General features: G+C 45.1%; 9 protein-coding genes. 1 reads left to right on the top strand and 8 read right to left on the bottom strand.

Annotation, left to right across the window (positions count from 1 at the left end; genetic code table 11):
• Nucleotides 1-6 precede the first annotated feature (6 nt).
• The 8 genes from F8N35_RS12895 to F8N35_RS12860 all read right to left on the bottom strand — a co-directional run bounded on the left by F8N35_RS12895 (nucleotide 7) and on the right by F8N35_RS12860 (nucleotide 17,035).
• Entirely contained in the window at nucleotides 7-1,596 is a 1,590-nt protein-coding gene (locus F8N35_RS12895; RefSeq protein ID WP_293053741.1) for a glycoside hydrolase 43 family protein, read from the bottom strand.
• 24 nt (nucleotides 1,597-1,620) lie between these two features.
• A complete protein-coding gene (locus tag F8N35_RS12890; protein WP_293053738.1) occupies nucleotides 1,621-4,014 on the bottom strand; it encodes a glycoside hydrolase family 127 protein in 2,394 nt (797 codons plus the stop codon).
• A gap of 130 nt (nucleotides 4,015-4,144) precedes the next feature.
• Nucleotides 4,145-5,665, bottom strand: a complete 1,521-nt coding sequence (locus F8N35_RS12885) for a DUF5060 domain-containing protein (RefSeq protein ID WP_293053735.1) — start codon at nucleotides 5,663-5,665, stop codon at nucleotides 4,145-4,147.
• A gap of 43 nt (nucleotides 5,666-5,708) precedes the next feature.
• Nucleotides 5,709-7,745 (bottom strand): NPCBM/NEW2 domain-containing protein, encoded by a 2,037-nt coding sequence (locus F8N35_RS12880; protein ID WP_293053733.1) that lies wholly within the window; start codon nucleotides 7,743-7,745, stop codon nucleotides 5,709-5,711.
• A gap of 59 nt (nucleotides 7,746-7,804) precedes the next feature.
• Complete coding sequence (locus F8N35_RS12875) at nucleotides 7,805-9,595, bottom strand: NPCBM/NEW2 domain-containing protein (protein WP_293053730.1); 1,791 nt, start codon at nucleotides 9,593-9,595, stop codon at nucleotides 7,805-7,807.
• Nucleotides 9,596-9,948: 353 nt separating this feature from the next.
• Complete coding sequence (locus tag F8N35_RS12870; protein ID WP_293053727.1) at nucleotides 9,949-12,927, bottom strand: glycosyl hydrolase 115 family protein; 2,979 nt, start codon at nucleotides 12,925-12,927, stop codon at nucleotides 9,949-9,951.
• A 17-nt stretch (nucleotides 12,928-12,944) separates the two neighbouring features.
• Nucleotides 12,945-14,339, bottom strand: a complete 1,395-nt coding sequence (locus tag F8N35_RS12865) for a family 43 glycosylhydrolase (RefSeq protein WP_293053725.1) — start codon at nucleotides 14,337-14,339, stop codon at nucleotides 12,945-12,947.
• A gap of 281 nt (nucleotides 14,340-14,620) precedes the next feature.
• Nucleotides 14,621-17,035 (bottom strand): TIM-barrel domain-containing protein, encoded by a 2,415-nt coding sequence (locus F8N35_RS12860; protein WP_293054572.1) that lies wholly within the window; start codon nucleotides 17,033-17,035, stop codon nucleotides 14,621-14,623.
• Nucleotides 17,036-17,563: 528 nt separating this feature from the next.
• Here F8N35_RS12860 and F8N35_RS12855 point away from each other — a divergent pair.
• Complete coding sequence (locus F8N35_RS12855; RefSeq protein ID WP_293053723.1) at nucleotides 17,564-20,443, top strand: two-component regulator propeller domain-containing protein; 2,880 nt, start codon at nucleotides 17,564-17,566, stop codon at nucleotides 20,441-20,443.
• The last annotated feature ends 91 nt before the right edge of the window (nucleotides 20,444-20,534 follow it).

Below are 20,534 nucleotides of genomic sequence, written 5' to 3'. Positions count from 1 at the left end.
ATATCTTTATTGTATCCTGTTGTAATTGAAAAAATCCACATCGACATAGCCACCAAGGGCTTTGGTTGCATAATTGAAGATCGCAAATTTACTCCCCATAAACATCCGGCGATAATCGAAAATCATTTTGTATTCCGTACCAATCGGCTGCCAGTTTTTATTGTCATAACTGTAATAGAAGGTTGCCAAATCCTTGTTCAGGTTAAAGTCGCCGTCAATACGCAAATAGATAACCTTTCTGGTCAATTCAATACGGGCTTTTTCGTCTACCTTCACACCTTTAATTGCTTTGGTAGAATTCTCCAGTGACACAGAATTTCCGGCCATTGTCAGGTATTTTTTATTACCTCCCATGACGACCGATAAAACACCGGCATCGCCGTTAAAGGCGCTGAATCCGGCAACATCTCCGTCTTTCATTTTCGACACATCCAACGACACCACACCGCTGCATTTAGGTCCTTCCATACGCTGCGTAATGCTATTGGGTGCTGCAAACAGATTGTCGACTACCCTGCTCGTTTTTAATCGGAGAAAACCTTTTCGTTCGGTCAGCGACCAGGCTGCATCTACCGGATTATGGTTCCACTGCCAGTTGATTTTTAATTTTTTATCCGAAAAATCGTCGCTTTCCACAATGCGTTTTCCACTGTCGTAGGGTTTCAATGGCGTTGCCCAATTCAGAGGCACTTTTCCATTTTCGTCGCCCAGCATCGGCCATCCATCTACCCAGCGAACCGGCATCAGGAGCGGTACACGCCCCACCCCGTTGCGATCCTGAAAAATCAGTCCGTACCAGTTGCCGTTGGTATCGTCGGTAATACATCCCTGACCGCAATAAGGAAATCCGGCAAAATTATCCTGTAAAATCACCTTCTTTTCATACGGCCCGGTAATGTTATCGCCCCGGTAACAAACCTGTCGGCGGGGCTTACCATTAGGCCACGAAATCATCAACAGATAATATTTGCCATTGTGCTTTATAACCTGACTTCCTTCCAACAAACCGGTCTCTTCCGAATCGCGTTTGAAAATGGTCATGTTCACTCCATCCGGCTTTACATCCGAGAGGTCGCTTTTCAGCTCCCGCAACGAACCGGTACCCGAAAATACATAGACGCGACCATCGTCGTCGAAGAAAAGAGACGCGTCGTGAAAATGTTGTGTACGGGTTACCAATTGCCATTTATCCTTCGACGGATCGGTGGTGGAATAAATATATGCCCGAAACGGCTTATCGTTTGGAGAGAAAAGCACGTAGTATTTCCCGTTGTGATAACGGATGGACGATGCCCACTGTCCGCGACCATAAACGGTTCCTCCATTCAGGTCGTAACTCGGAGTATCGGTCAGTTTATCGAACACGTAACTTGCAATTTCCCAGTGCACCAAATCTTTCGATTTCATTACCGGTGCTCCCGGCATCAGGTGCATGGTGGTGCTTATCAGGTAAAAATCATTACTGGTTCTTACAATCGACATATCGGGCACATCGGCCCACATCATTGGATTGGTGAACGGAGTACTTTCTTTTTGTTGAGCTCCGACACCACAAAAAATCAACAAAAACAATAAAACACAGCATTTTCTATTCATGTCGTATATTCCTATAAAATCATTTTACTTCGACTCTCTCAATAGTCGGATATAATAGATGGATGCCGTCATATTTTTTTGTTGAGGAACAAACTTCACTCTGACAAAGTCTTTCCCGGCAACGGCAGCATCAGGAATTGGATATTCCACGTTCTGAAATTTATTGCTGTTCCATTTGCCTGAGAGGTTCTCCGAAGTCAGCTTCACATCGTCGATATAAATATCGAAGTTTCGCGGTCCCCTTTCGTTACCCCAATACCGGATTGACAGGCTCAGATTCGTCTCCTTGTTGGTGCTCAGGCGATAGCTGAAATAACCACCATCGCGGGCATCACGCCAAAACTCGTCCTGATTGTTGCCTGTATTGGAATTTTCTTTCTGAATAAAATGGTCAGCCTCGGGTTGCTGTTCGCCCGGAGCGACAAAGTCCACGGTACGCTTTTGCAAAGCCAGCTTTTGCTGTTCTACCTGAGCTAGCGAATCGGCATAAGAGCGATACTGACTGTCAGACAGACGCATCCAGTAAATTTCGTAGCGTGCATCGTGAATCTTGTAGAATGGTTCAAGCAGCGCATCAATCTTATTTGCCATTTTGATGCCCGATAAACTGAATGTCATCGGTTTTCCAGCTACAGGAGTAATTTTATCGGCCAAAGTCGACTCGTTATCTTCAATAATAACGGGAGCTTCGTTCAACGGCATTTTTTTACCTCCGGCAATATGACCCCAACGGCTGTCTCCGGCCACCAATCCGGTAAGATCATTCGTGCCGGTTTTGGCAGCAAGCACAATCGGACCGTGCATAAAGGCAATATAGTTGGGTACGTTGGGCAATTGTACCACAGAGTTGTGCATCGGAAGTTCAACCGTTACCACATCCCCTTGTTGCCATGTCCGTTCAACAGCAACATATGACGACGGATGAGCGGTATAAGCAACCGCTTTCCCGTTGACCGTTATTTTGAGTGCACCATCGGCCACCCAGTAAGGATAACGGATCATCAGTTTGAAACGGGCGTTTCCGGCAGTAACCGTCAGTTTCGTTTTCTCTTCATTCGGGAAACTGGTCGTTTGTCTGATTTTCAACCCTTTTTCCTTCCAGTTCAGTTCCGAAGCAACAAATAGGTTCACAAACAGTGAATCGTGTTGATGGGTATAGATAAACTGTCCGTATTTTCCGTGATTTTCCATGCCGCTACCCACGCAGCACCACATTCCTTCGTTGGGAGCCGAATAGACGCGGTAGTGACGCGGACGCGCCGGAGTAAAATAGACATATCCGCCGTGATCGGGATGTTGGGTCGAAAGAATATGGTTGTACATGGTTCGTTCGTAATAATCGGCGTAGTTCGCCGACGGATGCAGGCGGAAAAGATCTTCGGTGAGTTTGAGCATGTTGTACGAATTGCACGACTCGGGACCTTCAACATCGTTCACAAAATCGGTGCAGGAAGCAACGCTTGGGAAAAACTCGCGACGGCTGTTTCCTCCGAACGCAAGGGTACGGTTCGTAGTTACCGTTTCCCAAAAGAATTTTCCGGCTTGCAGGTAAGTGGCATCGTTGCTCAACTCCCCTATCCGTTCAAATCCAATTGCTTTCGGCACCTGCGTATTGGCGTGTTTGTTGTCCAGATTATCTTTGCTTTGCGACATCGGATCGAGCAACATTTTATGCGAGAAACGTTCCGCCGCAGTGAGGTATTTCTTATCGAGGGTCATCTGATAAGCATCGGCAAGCACTTCATTCATGCCACCGTGTTCGGTATCGAGCATCGATTGCATCTGAGTTTCGGAAAGCGATGCGGTAACCGCAATTGCCCAGTCACAGAACTTAAGGAACATCGTTTTAGCTTGCTCGTTTCCGGTATATAACCAGGCATCCCGGAGTCCGGCATACATTTTATGCACGTTGTACCAGGGAACCCATGCCGCACGAAAAGCAGCAAAATCGCCTTTCTGAAATGTGCTCCAGATGACTTTACTGTTGGGAACAGCTCCCACGTACCCTTTGCCCCAATCGCTATTTTTAGCGGTATTTGCATCCTGACAGGCTTTCAGCTCGGCAATCATGTAGTCCATCCGTTTTTTGCATTCAGCATTGCCCGTTGCAGCATAATTGATAGCTAAAGCCGACAGGTAATGGCCACCCACATGTCCGTCCAGGCCGTCCCAGTTGACATAACTCTTCGCTTTCGCGGGTAGTCCGGCTTCTTTCCTGTAACCGGCCAGCAAGCGATCAACATCATATTTCAGCAAGACCTGAATATTTAAATCGCGGGCATGTTTGAACGGACCGTCAAGTAAGGTTACATCCCGCAAAGGGAACTCGTTGGGATATAGTTTTGTCTGTGCAAAGGCATTACCGGATGCCGCTAAGAAACAGAAAAAAAGCAATGATGCTAAAACGGGCTTTTTCATACTATGATAATTTTTTCGTTTAAGGTAGTATGGAACTCCACGTTGCTGGAATTATTTCCCGATAGCCACAGGAATCTCTTGGGAGTTGTGGCGCAACATGTTCGTTTCATTTGTAATTATTTGTCAGTATTTATTGTTGTTTGATAATCCGTACTGCCATATAAGGTTTCGCAGGCAGTTCAATCAGGCTGTGTCCCGAAAACAATTTATTGATCGGGGTGATAGTCATGTTCCATGTGTCGATCACATCGACATGAAACTGCGACGTTGTGGGCAGGTCAATCACAATGCTGCGGGGTTGGGCATCATTCAGATAGCCGAGGTAATATTTTCCTGTTATACCAACGCAGGAAAAAGGCATCCACGTAAACAACGGAAGCGGTTGCAGATCGGACGGAGCAGCGTCAAGGATAGCATGTAGAAATTTTATCCGGTCGGGACTTTCGCCACGCAAGATGCCTCCTTTCGACCACCATAAAACGTCCGACGATTCACCGGGCAATTTGACAGGATTCTCTGTAACGTAGGTTTCTCCGTGACCAACATAACCACCGTTGGTTACACCTCGCCAGAATTTTTCGGTCAAAGACTGAGCTGTAAGGTTTCCCCACGACCATGGAATGTTACCCTCGTAGCGGCATTCGTCAAAAATAACCGGTTTTTTGTATTTCATCCGGTACTCTTTGGCCCGGTAGGTATCTTCGGCCTGAATGCATGCATGTGTGATATAGGGATTGCTATGGTCATAAAACTTCACCCCGTTGTGAATGCCCAACAGGTGGTGAAACTTATCTTTCGTTCCGAATTGTTCCACATAATAATCCCAGTCGCTCAGCTTTTTGGCCTCCATAAAATCCCACTCATTGGCCATGCTCCACCACACATTTTTATAGGCGGCAAAACGGGCTATAATGTAGTTAATGTAAAGATCCTCGGTGGCCCGATCCAGCTTGCTGAAATTCCATCGATCGTAAGGATGAAAAACAATCAGATCGGCCTCGATGCCCAAAGAATCGAGTTGCTGAATACGCTTTTCGATATTCCGGAAAAAGGCTGGATTCAACCTGCTGTAGTTCCAGTCTTTCAAAGGTTTTCCTTCGAAAGGATAAAGCGGAGGTTCGTTGTTATTCCAGTCGTAACTTTTAGGGAAGATACACATCCTCATCTTATTGAAATAGCCTTTGGATAACGTTTTGAGCGTAAGGTCGGCCAGACTGTCGCCCTGATGAACCCAGGCGTAGCAGGTTGTTCCGAACGGATGGTAAGGAGTGCCGTCGGCATAAGCAAAAAAGAACGTGTCCTTGACTGCCACCGGCCCGCGATTTCCATTTCGGGCCGCTGTGCAAACAAAAGACCCTTTTACGCCATTGAGCTTTTTTGCGTTGCTGGTGGTTGTGTAGTTCCATTTCCCCTCTTTGGCAGGCATAAACCTGACCTTATAAATTCCGGCACCATCATAAAACCCCGGCACGGAAATTGTGTCGTTACCGTTGATAAAACTCCCCGTCAGTTTGGTTTCTACAAAGGGATTTCCTGCAGCAGAACCATGAAGGGTGATCTCAAAGACTTTCCATTTTTCGATCTGTGTTTGACTACCGAAAGAATAGAAACAAGACACACAAAAGCAACATAGCAACCAAAATTTGTTCATCACGGGATTAGATTTATTTTATTACTGTTATCGTAGAATAGTATTATTTTGTCGGGGTGAACTTATAAAATACCACCCCATGTACAGGTACTTTCAGAGAAAGTTGTCCGTTGGTAGCGTTGATTACGGATACATTCTTTTGTCTCCATAAATCACGCACGACCTGCTTTCCGGATATTCCGAGTTTTGCAAAATCCTTGTATGAAAGTTGGGCTATATCAAGACCGAAATTGCAAAAACCAACCGCTTTGCTACCATCTTCGAGTTCTTTCACGTAAACACGTACATCGCCCATCGTCTGGGCACAGACAGCCTCTTTCCCCAACGGATCCTGGTTTACTTCAATCACCTCATCATTCGTCAGCAAGCTATAGGTAAAATCGTCCAGTTTTTCCATATCGCAGCCAATAAGAAGTGGTGACGAGAAAAGGCTCCACAGACTAATGTGCAGGTATTGTTCATCGGGCTTCAGCTTACTTTTATGCGGATTTCCCCAACCTACAGTACCTACTACCAGCATATCAGGGTCGTTCCAGTTGCCCGGTTTTGCCCATGCGGCAGATTTATCCTGATCAAGAGCAATGCTTTTCACGCTTTCCCATGTGTCGGTAATATCGTTTGTGGTACGCCAGCAATTGCCACTCACCGAGTCGCCCCATTTCCACACATCCGACATACCGTACTGGCATAAACTGTAAACAATATCGCGGGGCTGCTGACGGAGGTATTCACCCATCACTTTATACGGCTTGATTGCGGTATTCAATTGGTTACCACCTTTGTAAGACAAAGAAGATACTTTGTTCGGATCATTTTCGGGCAGTCCGTCGATTACGTTTCCGTAGCTGCACCAGTCGTATTTCAGATAGTCGAAACCCCATTTTGCATAGCTTTCGGCATCCTGCTTTTCATAACCATAGCTCCCGGCGCAACCTCCGCAGGTCCAGGGACCGGGACTGGAATACAAGCCGATTTTCAGTCCAAGACCATGCACATAATCAGCCAGCGGTTTCATGTCGCCAAAGCGGGCGTTTGGAATAATATATCCGGCTTCGTCGCGGAATTTGCCCCGTAACGACTGATCTTTCGAGTCGCGGTGATTCTGCCAGAAGTCATCAATATTAATGTATGTCCAACCGTGATTGACAAGACCGCTTTTTACCATCGCATCGGCAGCTCGCTTCACCTTATCGGCAGAAACTTCGCCGGCAAAACAGTTCCAGCTATTCCATCCCATTGGTGGAGTGAGTGCAATACGATCGCCGCATACTACACGAAGTTTTTTACTTGCTTGTCCTTTAGCATTTTTAGCGCTAAGCACCACCTCGTATGTTCCCGCTTTAGCAAGAGAACCGGTGATAATTCCGGTTTTAGAATCAATTTTCAGACCTTCGGGGAGACCTTTTGCAGAGAACGTCATCGGACGGTCGCCGGTTGCTGCTACAAAGTATTGAAACGGAGAACCCGGACGTACACCGAAAACCGCAGCACTATTGATGCGGGGTTTGTCCGACGCTTTGGGTGTCAAGATATATGGCACGCTGCTTACCGGATTGTAGGTTTTGAAAGTAGTAACACCTTTTGCCTCGAATTTAGCATTCGCCCAATCGGCATGGTCGTAATAATTACCGTTGCCGCCATCGGTTACCATCAATTCGAGCTTGTTTATGCCGGTAAGCTGTACCGAGCAAGCCTTTGCTGCATCTCCCAGTTTCATCAGACCGCTGGTCCATATTTTTTTGCCGTCGCCAAAGAGTTGAAACTCAACCGCAGGATCGTGGCCGGCAACCTCATCGTCGATCCCCACCTGAGCAGTAAAATTAACCGCCTTGCCTTCAAGCAAAACCAACAACGAACTCACCGAATGGGTTGAAAAACCACGCTCGAATGTTTTTCCCGCAATCGTTATTGTTTTACCATCCAACGATTTATTTTTTCCGGGCACGCCGTAACCCTGTGTGGCGGCACTGAGATCCAACTGGTCGAGCCAGACGGTTTGTGCGGAAAGAGTTTCGGTACCAGACAGCATCGAGGCTATCACAAACAAAAGAAATGTCGCAAATTTCAAATTACTTATCATGTTTCAAGTATGTATTTTATATCAAACAAAGGGAATATTAGACTGAATAACAGTATCGCCTATTGAACGGGCGTAATCCGGTAAAGTCCGGCGCCGTGTTGCTTCAATTCCCGACTGAATGCTCCGCTAAAAGTTCCCAGATCCTTATGCGCCCAAAGGTCACGCACTTTCGCTTTACCCTTGATACCAATGGATTGAAAATTAACCTTCACATCAGCTTTGTCCGGAAGATCCATTTTGCCTTTATCCACAAGTGCTCCAAAAACAACCGAGCCCGTTTCCTGCGTCACATAACCTGTCGCAGAGAAGGTGTCATACCCTTCCGGTAAGTCGTAAATAATCGTTGATTCTGCATGAGTGCCAATGCCAGTGACGGCTTGACCATTCACCTGCAACGGTTTACCATCGCAAGCCTTATTTACCTGAGCAGCTCCCCAACCGGCAGTCGCACTGATCCACTTCAGGTCGGTCAGTTTCAGATCTCCTTTCGGACCGTGAAGTACAGGATCAACCCAGGCCACATGATCCCAGTCGTTACCGTTGCCACCGTCTTTCACAAAAAGCACCAGTCGTTTACCGTCTTTTACCGACACTTCCACTTTTTGAGAACGACCCTTGCCTGCGATTACAGGGCTTGCATAGTCGGCATTCGCAAAATCGATGTTGTCGCCTTTGCTTTGGGCATTGAAAAGGGCCACGTATTTATCTTTACTTCCGGGCACATCAGCAGTCCATACTATCAGATTCTTATCGCGGTATACCTGACGGTTGTTTTTGCTGTGCTGGTTCACTTTCAACATTTCGGGGTTCGTCAGCATTTCTTTGGTGAAGGCGTCGATCTTGGTCATGTCGCCACCGAAAATCAGCGGCGAACGACCGATAGCCCAAAGGCTCATCAAGGTATATTGTTCGTCTTTGGTGAAATGTGTAGGTCGGTTGAATTCGATCAGCCCTAAAGGCAACATGTCGCCATCGGGGAAATGGCCTGCGTCGCGATACGGAGTCCATACATCCATCCGTTCGAACATCGCCAGCAAGGCGCCCCAGCGATCCCAAAAATCGTCGGTGATACGCCACATGTTGGCATGATTCATAACGTGTTCTCCCATCTTCACCGGCGTTGCACCGGGCGACAAACTCAACACGATGGGACGACCGGTTTTGTCGATAGCCTTGCGCAGGGCTTCAATTTCAGCTTTCTGCACATCGTCGTAAGGGCGTGAAATATCGTCACACTTTATAAAATCCACACCCCAGTCGGCATACATTTTTACAATAGAATAGTAGTATGCCTGTCCTTCCGGTTTGGTAGCATCCACACCGTACATATCGGGATTCCAGGCGCAGGTAGAGCTTTTTACGGCAATGTCCTGAGCCTTTGCGTTTGTTCCCAATACCGGCAGATTTTTATCGACCGCTATACGGGGAATGCCCCGCATGATGTGAATACCAAATTTCAATCCTTTGGAATGCACATAATCGGCCAGAGGCTTAAAACCTTTGCCGTTGGCGGCCGAAGGAAATTTTTTCAATCCGGGAGTAAGACGGCCGTACTCATCCATCGTAAGCATTGCACCCGGTTTATACGAATGACCTTTCGATTCAGGTTCGTACCATTGTATGTCTACGGTCAGATACTTATAACCGCTTGGCAAAAGGTATTTGACCATCGCATCGGCCTGTTCCTTTACCTGTTGTTCGGTTACGGTTGTTCCAAAACAATCCCAACTGTTCCATCCGAGCGGCGGAGTGGCGGCAAATTGCCAGTACTTGGGGGTTGTTTGCGCTTGTAAGATGCAGAAACCTGCAAGCAAAAACACACAAAGAAGTTTGAATGATCTAAGGTTCATAATTCGTTAATTTATATCTGATTGTTCATTAATTCAAAACAAGGGAAAAGTTACTGAGATAGCGCAAGGTTATTCCTTGTTTTTTCAAGCATAAAAGGAACAAATGTACACTTTTTGCCTGATTCTATCAATCTATTATTGACCCAATTACAATCATTTTTCTAATGTTTCAAAATTATTCTGTCCGTCAACAGGAAGTGCTATCCACTAATAGGGAATAATCAAAACGCTGATTGTACAATGAGAATAAAGCATTTCTTTACGTCAACATTTAAGCTGTTAAAAATATGCATCATACGATCACCCAACAGAATCCACACAACTATAAAGTATCAATTTTTACTTCAATAGATTTATTTAGCATTATGCTGGATAGAGGGAGCACCGAAATAACTTGGATGATTATTATCCGGATTTACTACGATCTTTTCAACCACCACTTCAGGATCAATCATAATGATTTTCAGGGTATGGATACCCGGTTCTTTTACATCCACCTCAAAGTCAAGCCAGCGCATATTGTCAAAAATCTCATTTCTTCGAAATTGGCTGGCGCCAATTAACGCAATGTCTTTGTTAAGTGGTGGATAAGGCTTTAAGACCGTTGATCTTGCCAAGATTTCGGGAGTATATTCTTTAAACTCATCATAAAATCCTTTTCGTGCGTCCAATACCTGTGGCTCCTGACCGTCTAATGCAACAGCGATTCTCAAACCACGCTGAGGATAGACATCCTGAGTTGGTAGAATGCCCAAGCAAACAGTAGTTTTTCCGGCAGTTGGGAGGAATACTTTATACTCAAGTTTCGGCCCATCAGAGGCAGTAGTACTTGGGGTGGTTACGGGGTAAATACCCATACAAGCTCTACCTTTTCCTAGGTCAGGCAAAATGATCCATTTTGCATTTTTGCCCGGAGTACTAACATTAAATTCCTCAGCTGGGATGGTGAATTCGCCCGTAAAGTTTCCAAAATAAGGTTCTTTTACTTTGGGCAAGGCTGCTTTTACGGCACTAACCGATACAGAAACACGCTCGTTGCCTTTCCTTATTTCAACAATGCCATCCGATTTGCCTTCGGACAATGTTTTCCAGTCAACATCTACCATTAGTCGTACATCCTTTTCAACCTTACCCTTGGTCATATTTAATTTAATCCATGGCTTATTGGCTTTTGCTTCAAACAGAAAAGAACCGACGCCTCTATTGAAGATATCTATATAATATGATTGATTTTTAAGTCTGTCAAATACAGGAAGCTGAGGTTTTCCTGCATCACCTGGCCATGCCGCTTCAGACCCTTCGACAGCAACACCCAAAGTTGGTTCGGGAAGCGGCGTGACATTTTTCACTTCGGGCAGTTTGCTTTCCCGGGGCATTTGCCAACTAGTGTAACCGATATGAATATCGGACATCATGTTTTTCCACTTCCCATTGGACATTTGATTGTTATAATAATCACTTAATTCTTTATCGAGATTGAAAAGATCTTTTGCTCGTTGGGCATAATCATTGGCACTGACCCGTCCTTGTTTGGCGTAGAGGTGATTTTTACCTATTGAAAGATAAATTTCGGCAATGCCCGCAGAAGCTTTGGTTGGATAAAGCACCAACTGGTAGTAAGCATCTTTTGCTTCAGGTGCAATTTTCGTTTCCAACGCTTCGGCTTTTGCTACCACATCGCGCCAAAGTTTAAGCATCCGGTCGGCTTCATTGTAGTTGACATAGCTGAATATTTGGGGTGATTGAACCTCTGCCTTTCTTAGAAGATTGTATTTTGAATACTTAGAAACAATATCAGCAATTTCTTCGGCATGTTCTTCGCCAAAAATACCTTTAGCCCAGTTAATCGTATAATTCAATGCTTTGTCTACCGGATAAGCATCTGGATTCCAGGCAAAATGCATAATGAAATCGATAGGAAGTTCCTTCGGTTTCAAATCGCCTACGTTAATGATCCATATACGGTCGAGTCCGCTTTGGTAAGCCAGATTTAACTGCTCACGAAGTTTCGGAATAGTGGTTGTATTAACCCAACGGTCGTTATTTGGCCCTCCATTCATATCGATGTGATAATACAATCCGGCGCCACCTTTCCTGTTTTTTTCTTTTGGAGGCAAAATACGTCGTATATACCCCCAGTTGTTGTCGCAAAACAGCAGCGTAATATCCTCCGGCACATTGAATCCCGCATCGTAGTAGCGCTGAACTTCGGTAAAAATAGCCCACAACTGAGGATGATTAGCCGGATCGTCATTATAAACCTTGTGGATAATATCCCTCTGACTTTTTATTACATCCTGCAACGTTTTGATATTTTCGAGGTCATTCCCTTTTCCCATGGCCACATCACCATCACCACGCATACTCATAGTAATCAGGTTCTCATAATTTTTGTTCCGGTTGAGACCGTCAAACCAAAATTTTTCAAGATTCGCACTATTTGTAACAAAGTCCCAAGCACCGATTTCTTCCTTGCGTTTAGTATATTCCTTTTGAGCCCGCATCATAGGTTCGTGGTGCGAAGTTCCCATCACAATACCATATTCGTCGGCTAAAACCGGACTCATAGGATCATCTTCATTAAATGCATTGCTCCACATGGCTGGCCACAAGTAGTTGGTTTTTAACCGTAAAAGCAATTCAAACATATTTACATACATTTTGGAGTTCACACCGCCGAATTTAGCGTTGCACCAACCGGTGAAAGAGGGAGATTCATCGTTGATAAAAATACCGCGATATTTTACTTTGGGAGAATCCTGAACGTAACGCCCTGCCTTAACATATAATGCATTACTTCTTTTTGCAGGAACATCAGCCCAGAAATACCAGGGAGATACTCCAATTTTTTCGGAAATGTCGTAGATTCCATAAATAGTTCCGCGTTTGTCGCTTCCGGCAACGATCAGGTTTCCATCCACCGTCTGAATAAGAAATGATTCCCATTGACCTTTAATGTCTGAGACATCTATTTTCTTATCAGCTACAAGCTTGTCTATCAGGCGGCTTTTACCAATCGTACCGATAATAATGGAACCTGGCTCGGGAGTTACGGCTTGCTTCACGTTGGCTGCAACACCAGAAACTTTGCGAACATCATCACCCAAGTCGTTTGCTGCACGTATAACGCCTTTCCAGTCGGCAGGATCGACAATTATTTGTGATGCAGCTCCATTAGCCACAATTTTAAAAGATTTTGACGTCGCAATGTGTTGAATGAATTGAGATGGAGTTCTGAAATTGACCTTATCTGATGCATTGACAGAAACTGATTTAATCAAAATAATCCCTGCAAGAACGAAAAGATACTTTAGTTTACTGTTACCTTTCATTACACGATTTTTGGATGTTACTTAAACTGCCACCAGTCGAAATTGAACAGGTCTTTTTCTCCTTTGAAAACGAAATAAAGATCGTGAACGCCTTTTATGCTTTTCACTTTGGCCGTAATCGTTTTCCAAATATCGCCTTCGCCCGAAGTTGCGACATTAGCAATGCCAACTACCGGGCCATCTTGTTTATCTATGCGGATTTCAATTTTACCGCCATAAAGAGATTCAATTCTTAAATCGACAGATGAGCAACCTTTTGAAAAATTCACACCCTGAACCATAATGTAATCACCATTATGAATGGCTGTCACAAACATGATATCACCCAACTTTTTACCTCTGTTCCATATATCATCACGTTCCCAGACTGGTAATTTATCTGTCTTTACGCCTTCGCTGTATGCCATTGTTTCGGCTTCGTTTTGCCTGTAAGGATCTAATGTTCCTATTTGTTTAACACCAGTAGTTGACCACCACGGCAGTTTCTGAATAGTTCCGTCGGCATTATAAGTCATTTGCTCGACACAGATAGAACGACGCTCGTAATGTTTGGCCATGGTTTGTTTCATAATGGCATAATTAAACCCGAACACATACGAATTGCCTTTGAAATCGATTATCCCAGGATGATTACCTGACGATCGTTTATCCGGATCCATAATTGTCCCCTTGCATTTCCATGGGCCTGTCGGACTATCACTCATAGCATATCCAATTCCTTCGGGACAACAACGCGATGCCCATGCCAGATAATAATGTTTGTTTTTCTTCCACAACCACGGACCTTCGGTATAGGCAGCCTCAGGCGGAGTTCCGGTAAAATCAATTGAAGCAACCTGAATATCTCCCGCAAGAGAAATCATGTCATCATTCAATTTAGCAAAGTAGCAAGGTCCGTTTCCTCCCCAGTAAATATATGCCTGACCATCATCATCCACAAACACAGTCGGATCGTAATCACCAGGGTTAGACCGGTAGATGAGTGGTTTTCCGAGCTCGTCGACAAAAGGGCCATAAGGATTGTTGGATACTGCTACACCAATTGCCATTTTCCCCTGATAAATTGTAGGGCAGTATAAATAAAATTTGCCGTGCCGCGCAACGCATTGAGGTGCCCATGCGCTATGACCATCTGCCCACTTAAACGTTTTATATGGCTCTGAAACACCTGCAATGATTCCTCTGTCAGTCCAGTTTACCATATCGGTAGAAGTGTACAACATCCAGTTTTGCATCACAAACCGCTCGGCATTATCTTCGTCGTGACTGGTGTACAGATATACCGTATCGTTGTATGCCAACGGTGCAGGATCGGCAGTATATTTGGTTTGTATAATAGGGTTGTGAGCATTGCCGTAGAAACATGCAAACAAAGCCAGTAAGCATGCGAAACCCTTCAATGTTGTGTTCATTTGATTTTCTTATGCGGGTTATTAGAAATTATACCGTTTAATTTATTTCTTAATTTCAGCATTTGACCTCTCCTCACGACGACTTCGTGTCGGAGTCAGATATTTATCGTCAGACCCAAACCCCTCTCCCGAAGAGAGGGGCTTCACATCTGTATTAATAAGCTTTATATCAAATTGTTACCGTCGTACTCCTCCTCTCCTTGAGAGAGGAGTCTAGGAGGAGAGGTCTGAACAAAATAGTATTAATCAATTTCGTAATAATCTATCCGAAATAACCTCTATTATTTAACCGTCACTTTTTTACCATTGTAAACCACCTCTTTTTCTGTCTTATTGCCATTAGCTGCAATTTTCACAACGTGGAATTTCCGTTCTGCAAGCATGCCCGGGAACGTTCCTTTGCGGTCGGCAATAGTCAGGCTTTTCGATTTATCATCCCATTTGAAGGTAATGGTAGAGTAAATCCCTTTTTCGTAATTGTAGTTATCGTTTTCGTCTTCGTACAACGTGAATTCTCCGTTTGCTCCTTCAAAAACGCGGATTTCAAGGTCATCCCATTTCTTTTCAGTTGCAAATTGTACCTTAGGACCAAAAGGAATGATGCTTCCTGCTTTTACGAACAAAGGTATTTTATCTATCGTGGTGGTAAGCTCAATTTCTTGTCCGCCGTTATATTTTGTATTCGTCCAGAAATCAAACCATGACGTCCCGGCTGGCAAGTATGTCTTTGCCAATTTTGGCTGGGTAAAGTCCACCGCAACGGCTTTGTTGTCTTTCTTGTCGTTTTTGTTCCAGCCCGAGTTTTCGTCGGTTTTCACAATCGTTTCTGGTGTGTATTGCGCATGTACGACAGGTGCAACCAAAATAGATTTTCCAAACATGTACTCATCATTCATGTTACGAACATTGTTATCCTGAAAATCCATTGCCAGCGCGCGCATCATGGTCGACTGATCTTTGGTTACGCTCCATGCTGCAGAATAAATGTAAGGCAACATGGCATAACGCAGGTTAATCGATTTGTCTATTGCATCGAAAATAGGCTCGCCTTTCGTCCCGAAATTGTATATTTCACGGGGCACATCAGTCCCATGCGAACGCATCATCGGCGTGAATGTTCCAAACTGAAGCCATCTCACATACAACTCCTGATACAATGGATTCTTAGCTCCGCTTCCATCGCTCCAGCCCCGGTTGTAGCTACCGGCAAAAAATCCGCCTATATCAGTGTTCCAGTAAGGAATACCGCTCAATGAGAAATTAAGTCCGGCAGGAATTTGATTCCGTAACGATTGCCATGACGAGTTCACATCGCCCGACCAGGTATTAGCTCCGTAGCGTTGTTGCCCGGCAAAGGCAGAACGGGTAAGAATGAATACACGCTTGTCGGAACTTACACCACGCTGATGTTCGGAAACTCCGCCAACGGCCATCAGCGGAAATGCGTTGCGCACTTTACGGAAAGAGCCGAGATAGGTTTTCAGGTCAAAATCGGAAGGCTTGAAATCCAGATGATCTGGTTCTGTAGAATCCATCCACCAACCGTCGATACCCAGAGAAAAGAGTCCTTTATTGAGGTATTTCCAGTAAATATCACGAGCCTCTGGGTTGTACGGGTCATACGGTTGCACGCCCGACGGATAATCACGGTTGGGAGGCCATGCTTCCGTCCCCGATTGTGGCCATGTGCCGAAGTTCAACAACATTCCTTTCGGTTCCATTTCTCGGAACTGTTTTGTTTGCGGTCCGAACGACGACCAGATCGAAATAATAAGGTGTGCATTCATATTGTGGATGTCGTCTACCATCTTTTTCGGTTGAGGAAATTCTGTATTCAGAAATTCCATAGCATTCCACAGGTAGTTATTGCCCCAGTATTGCCAGTCCTGAATAATCCCGTCGAGAGGCACTCCCAGTTCTCTGTACTTTTTTACAACGCCCACCAGTTCGTTCTGGCTTTTGTAACGTTCTTTGCTCTGCCAAAAACCATACGTCCACAATGGAAACATAGGAGCCTGACCGGTCAGGTCGCGCATGCAGGCCACCGAGCCATCCAGACTGCCGCCCACCATAAAATAGTAGTCGATGCCATCGCCCACGTCCGACTTAAAAAGAGTGGTTTCCGGTTTATCTTCAAAGGTGGTAGGAGAATAGTTATCCCAGAACAGGCCATATCCTTTGGTTGAGACAAAAAACGGCACATAATCGTCCGTATTACCCTGCACCATGTGGAGCGTCACATTGCGCTGCGACATTTTGCCGCCTTGCTGCTGTCCCAGACCATAAATTGCTTCGTCTTTATCGAGTGAAAATTCCTGCCCCACGCTATATGTCTTGGTTCCGGCATCGTTGAAAGGAGTGAAGGAGGCACTTTGCTCTTTTTCGTTCAGCAATGCATTGCCGCGGACATCCTGAAACGACACTGTACCGTTTTTAAGGTTCAGCACAACGAGCATTTTGCTACTTTTCAGCAAAAGCCGGTCACCCTGTTGCGCAACCGAAATTTTTGTTTTTTCAGGGGTTTTCGTCACCGAAAGGCTTTGCTTGTTGAAATCACTTCCGGCAGGCCATTTCAGTATTCGCACGATGGAGGGAGAGTAAAAGCGGACCTCAACTCCGGTAGAATTAATGACTGACTTAGCACCCTGGTCGGTTTTTTGGAAGGTCAGAGCCTGGAGACTAATCACCGACACCATGACAAAGCATAGCAGAGAGAAAATACACTTCATGACTTTTTTAGATTTGAGTTAATAATCGAATATGGCTTTTGATTGTTTGCACTATCCAAAAACATAAACCGGACACTTTCCCCGTTTTCCTATTTATGTTTTCCGTCACAAAAGTACATTTTAGTTGCTACGCCCACTTGTACTTATGTTACAGAAAAGTGGTGAATTTGTTACACTTCTTAAATTTCAGGCCATTAACACGCTTTTTTACGCATTTTCAGTCTTAGACAACACTTAAAAACAGTAGTCCATTGCCTTGAATTATTCCAATATATCCGTACCTTTGAAAGCCTCAAATACAAGTCGGATGGCATCTTCTTTCTGGTCAATTTCATCCACGTTATCGTAGCAACAAGATTTGTATTCCATTTTTTGTTCACTATGAAACGAGCATGTTTATTGAGGAACCAAACACGAATGAACAACATCATGTGAGTTAGCTTCGATGATTTCGGAAGCTCAATTCTATCTGACCTAAAAAACACTTTTGTACGGATGAAATACAAGCTTTTGCTATCCCTGCTCTTATTCTGTGTGCTGACCAAAGTACAGGCACAGGGAGCAAGACTGTTTACTTCCGCTGATGGCCTTCCGGGCAGTCAGTTCATCTTCATGAATCAGGATAACAAAGGCAATATATGGATTTGCAACTATGGCGGGTTAGCCCGTTTTGACGGATTCGGTCTGACTTCCTTTTATGAAGCAAGAGGCCAAAACAGATTACGAAGCAACACCGTCTATCGCTTCACCACCGATCCTCTGGGACAATATTGGATCGGAACCACTCGCGGCTTACAGCTTTTTCATCCCGAAAAAGAATCCTTCGAGCATATTCGTCTGGAAAAGGACGAAGATGATAATACCTCACGCAAAGGGAAAGCAATCACTATTTCCGACATCATACTTTTACCCGGTGGCAAACAATTGCTTCTCGGAAGCGGAATAGATGGCTTCTACATTATCGACATACGAACCCATAAAGTGGCGGAGAAAGCCACCGCCGCTCTCAGACAAGCGCTGAAAAATATCGTACCAAGGCGCATCTACGTCGATTCCAAATCGCGTCTCTGGGTCGTTGGCTCCAACCTGGAGGTGATTGACCTGAAGAGTTTTCGTCCGCTGCCAATCAACTCCAAAGGATTCGGCATACAATCGTCTGACATGGAAATCACCGATTTTCTCGAAGATAAATTGACTCATACACTCCTGATATGCGATAAGTGGAATGGAGTTTTGATCTTCGACGAAGGCAAACGTCAATTGAGAAAATTAACATCGAAACCCACCAAATTCACGAGTGCTCAATGCCTGATACAACGCAGGGACGGCACACTGCTGGTTGGATGCGAAAGCAATGGCATCGGCAAAATAGAGCTTGCAAAAAATACCATTACCGACTACAAAATACAGGATACACCGCTCGATCTGGCATATTGCAAAATCCACAGCATGATTGAAGATCGCTGGGGAAATCTTTACATCGGCATCTATCAAAAGGGCATGTTGGTAGTGCCATCGGCATCGGGCAATTTCAATTTTCAGCAAATTACGGGTGCATCCGCCATTCCTATTCAATCTGCGGTCACCTCTTTTAACCATGCCAATAACGGGAACATCATGGTCAGCACCGACGGCAATGGCGTTTTCTATGGTAGAAGCTACGATAACCTGCAGCAACTGCACCTACCCTCTTTCTGCAACAACGCCGTACAACATATGACGACTGACCCTACAGGGAGAATATGGATAGCCACCTACGGAAGCGGGCTCTATTGCTACGATCGCGGAGTCGCAAAAAAGATTCCCGACACAAAAGACATTATCAACAAAAACAGCTGCTATTTGGAATGCGACCCGACTCGCAACGCATTGTACATCGCCAACATCGGCACGGGGCTTAATCGCATCGACCTTCGTTCGGGAGAAATGAGCCACATCGCAATTGCCAGCCCCTGGGTGTTTGCACTGAAACTAGATTCAAAAGGCCGCTTATGGATAGGGAGCTCCAACTGCGACTGCTACGATCCGAATACAAATCGTCTGTACAACTACCGACTGGAAGCAATCGACAACAGTTCGGTACGCACCTTTCTTGAAAGCAAAGGATTAATATATATCGGCACAAACAACGGTCTGTTTGTGTACAATGACAAAAATAATTCATGCCGGCACTATTCGTTAGATTCCGACAACAAAGCCATTTCGGTGCTAGCACTGGCTGCGGGCAACGACAATGCCATCTGGATGAGCACCAATAAGGGGATCGTACGGTTTGACCCCGCAAGTGAGAGTATGCGCCTGTTCGCTTCATACGACATCCGAAAAATAGGAGACTTCCACAGCAACGCCGTATATTGCTATGCCAACGGAACAATCGCTTTCGGAGGCGATAACGGAATTATCACCTTCAATCCGGTTTCAATCATCAACAGCAAGACTGAATGGAATCCGATACACTTTAGTTCGCTCAATGTAAACGGAAAATCGATAACCTACGACTTCAATGCCGGTCACAACTTTCTTGATGCGGCAATAGGCTATGCAACCCGCATCACCCTTCCCTATAATCAGAACTCCTTTTCCATACGCTTTACCACACCCAACTATGCAGCGTCCTCTCAACTTCGCTACGTTTATCAGTTAAAAGGTTACGAATCCGTGTGGCACTCGGCCACGGCCGACAATCCGCTGGCGGTGTACAACCAGCTGCCTCCGGGGCACTATACGCTCCGCGTGCAAAGCATCAGCGAAGGCAAAAACCTGCAAACCACCGAAACTTCTATCGATGTTATCATCACCTCTCCCTGGTATTGGTCGTGGTGGAGCAAACTGTGTTATTTCATCATCATCCTTTCGCTCGTATACAGCCAATACCGCATCTATCAAATACGTCAGCGAAGTAAAAAACGATTACGTACTGTTATCGGCGAAATGCTTCGTATCAAAGAGAACTACCTCAATGTAATACAATCGCAGCAGGTTGAACCATCCAAGTCCGTAGACTCGGGAGACGACAAATTGAAAAAGAGAGTGATGGATGCTATTTCGAGTCACATCTCCGATGCGGATTTCGGCGTAGAAGAACTAAGTCATGCAGTCGCTTTGAGCCGCGTTCACCTGTACCGGCGCACCAAGGAGTTGTTCGGAAGTTCGCCCAACGACCTGATAAAGTCGGTGCGCATGAAAAAAGCAGGACTAATGCTTATTCAGGACAAAATATCCATTTCGGAGGTAGCCTACGAGGTGGGTTTCTCGGAACCTTCCTATTTCTCAAAATCATTTAAGAGCTATTTCAACATGTCTCCCAAAGATTTTGTGGCTCGTTATCGCGACAATGCCAATGACGAAATCGTGCAACAGCTGTTTGAATTATAAGCAAAAAACTGTGACACCCGCCTAAACCAGCAAGGGTATCACAGCTTTTAACATCAACCAGGACAATACTTTTCTCGATACGATCCTGTAC

This window comes from Paludibacter sp. (assembly GCF_009712605.1).
GTDB lineage: Bacteria > Bacteroidota > Bacteroidia > Bacteroidales > Paludibacteraceae > Microbacter.
The sequence above is the reverse complement of the archived record's forward strand: the minus strand, read 5'-3'. Positions and strand labels throughout refer to the sequence as shown.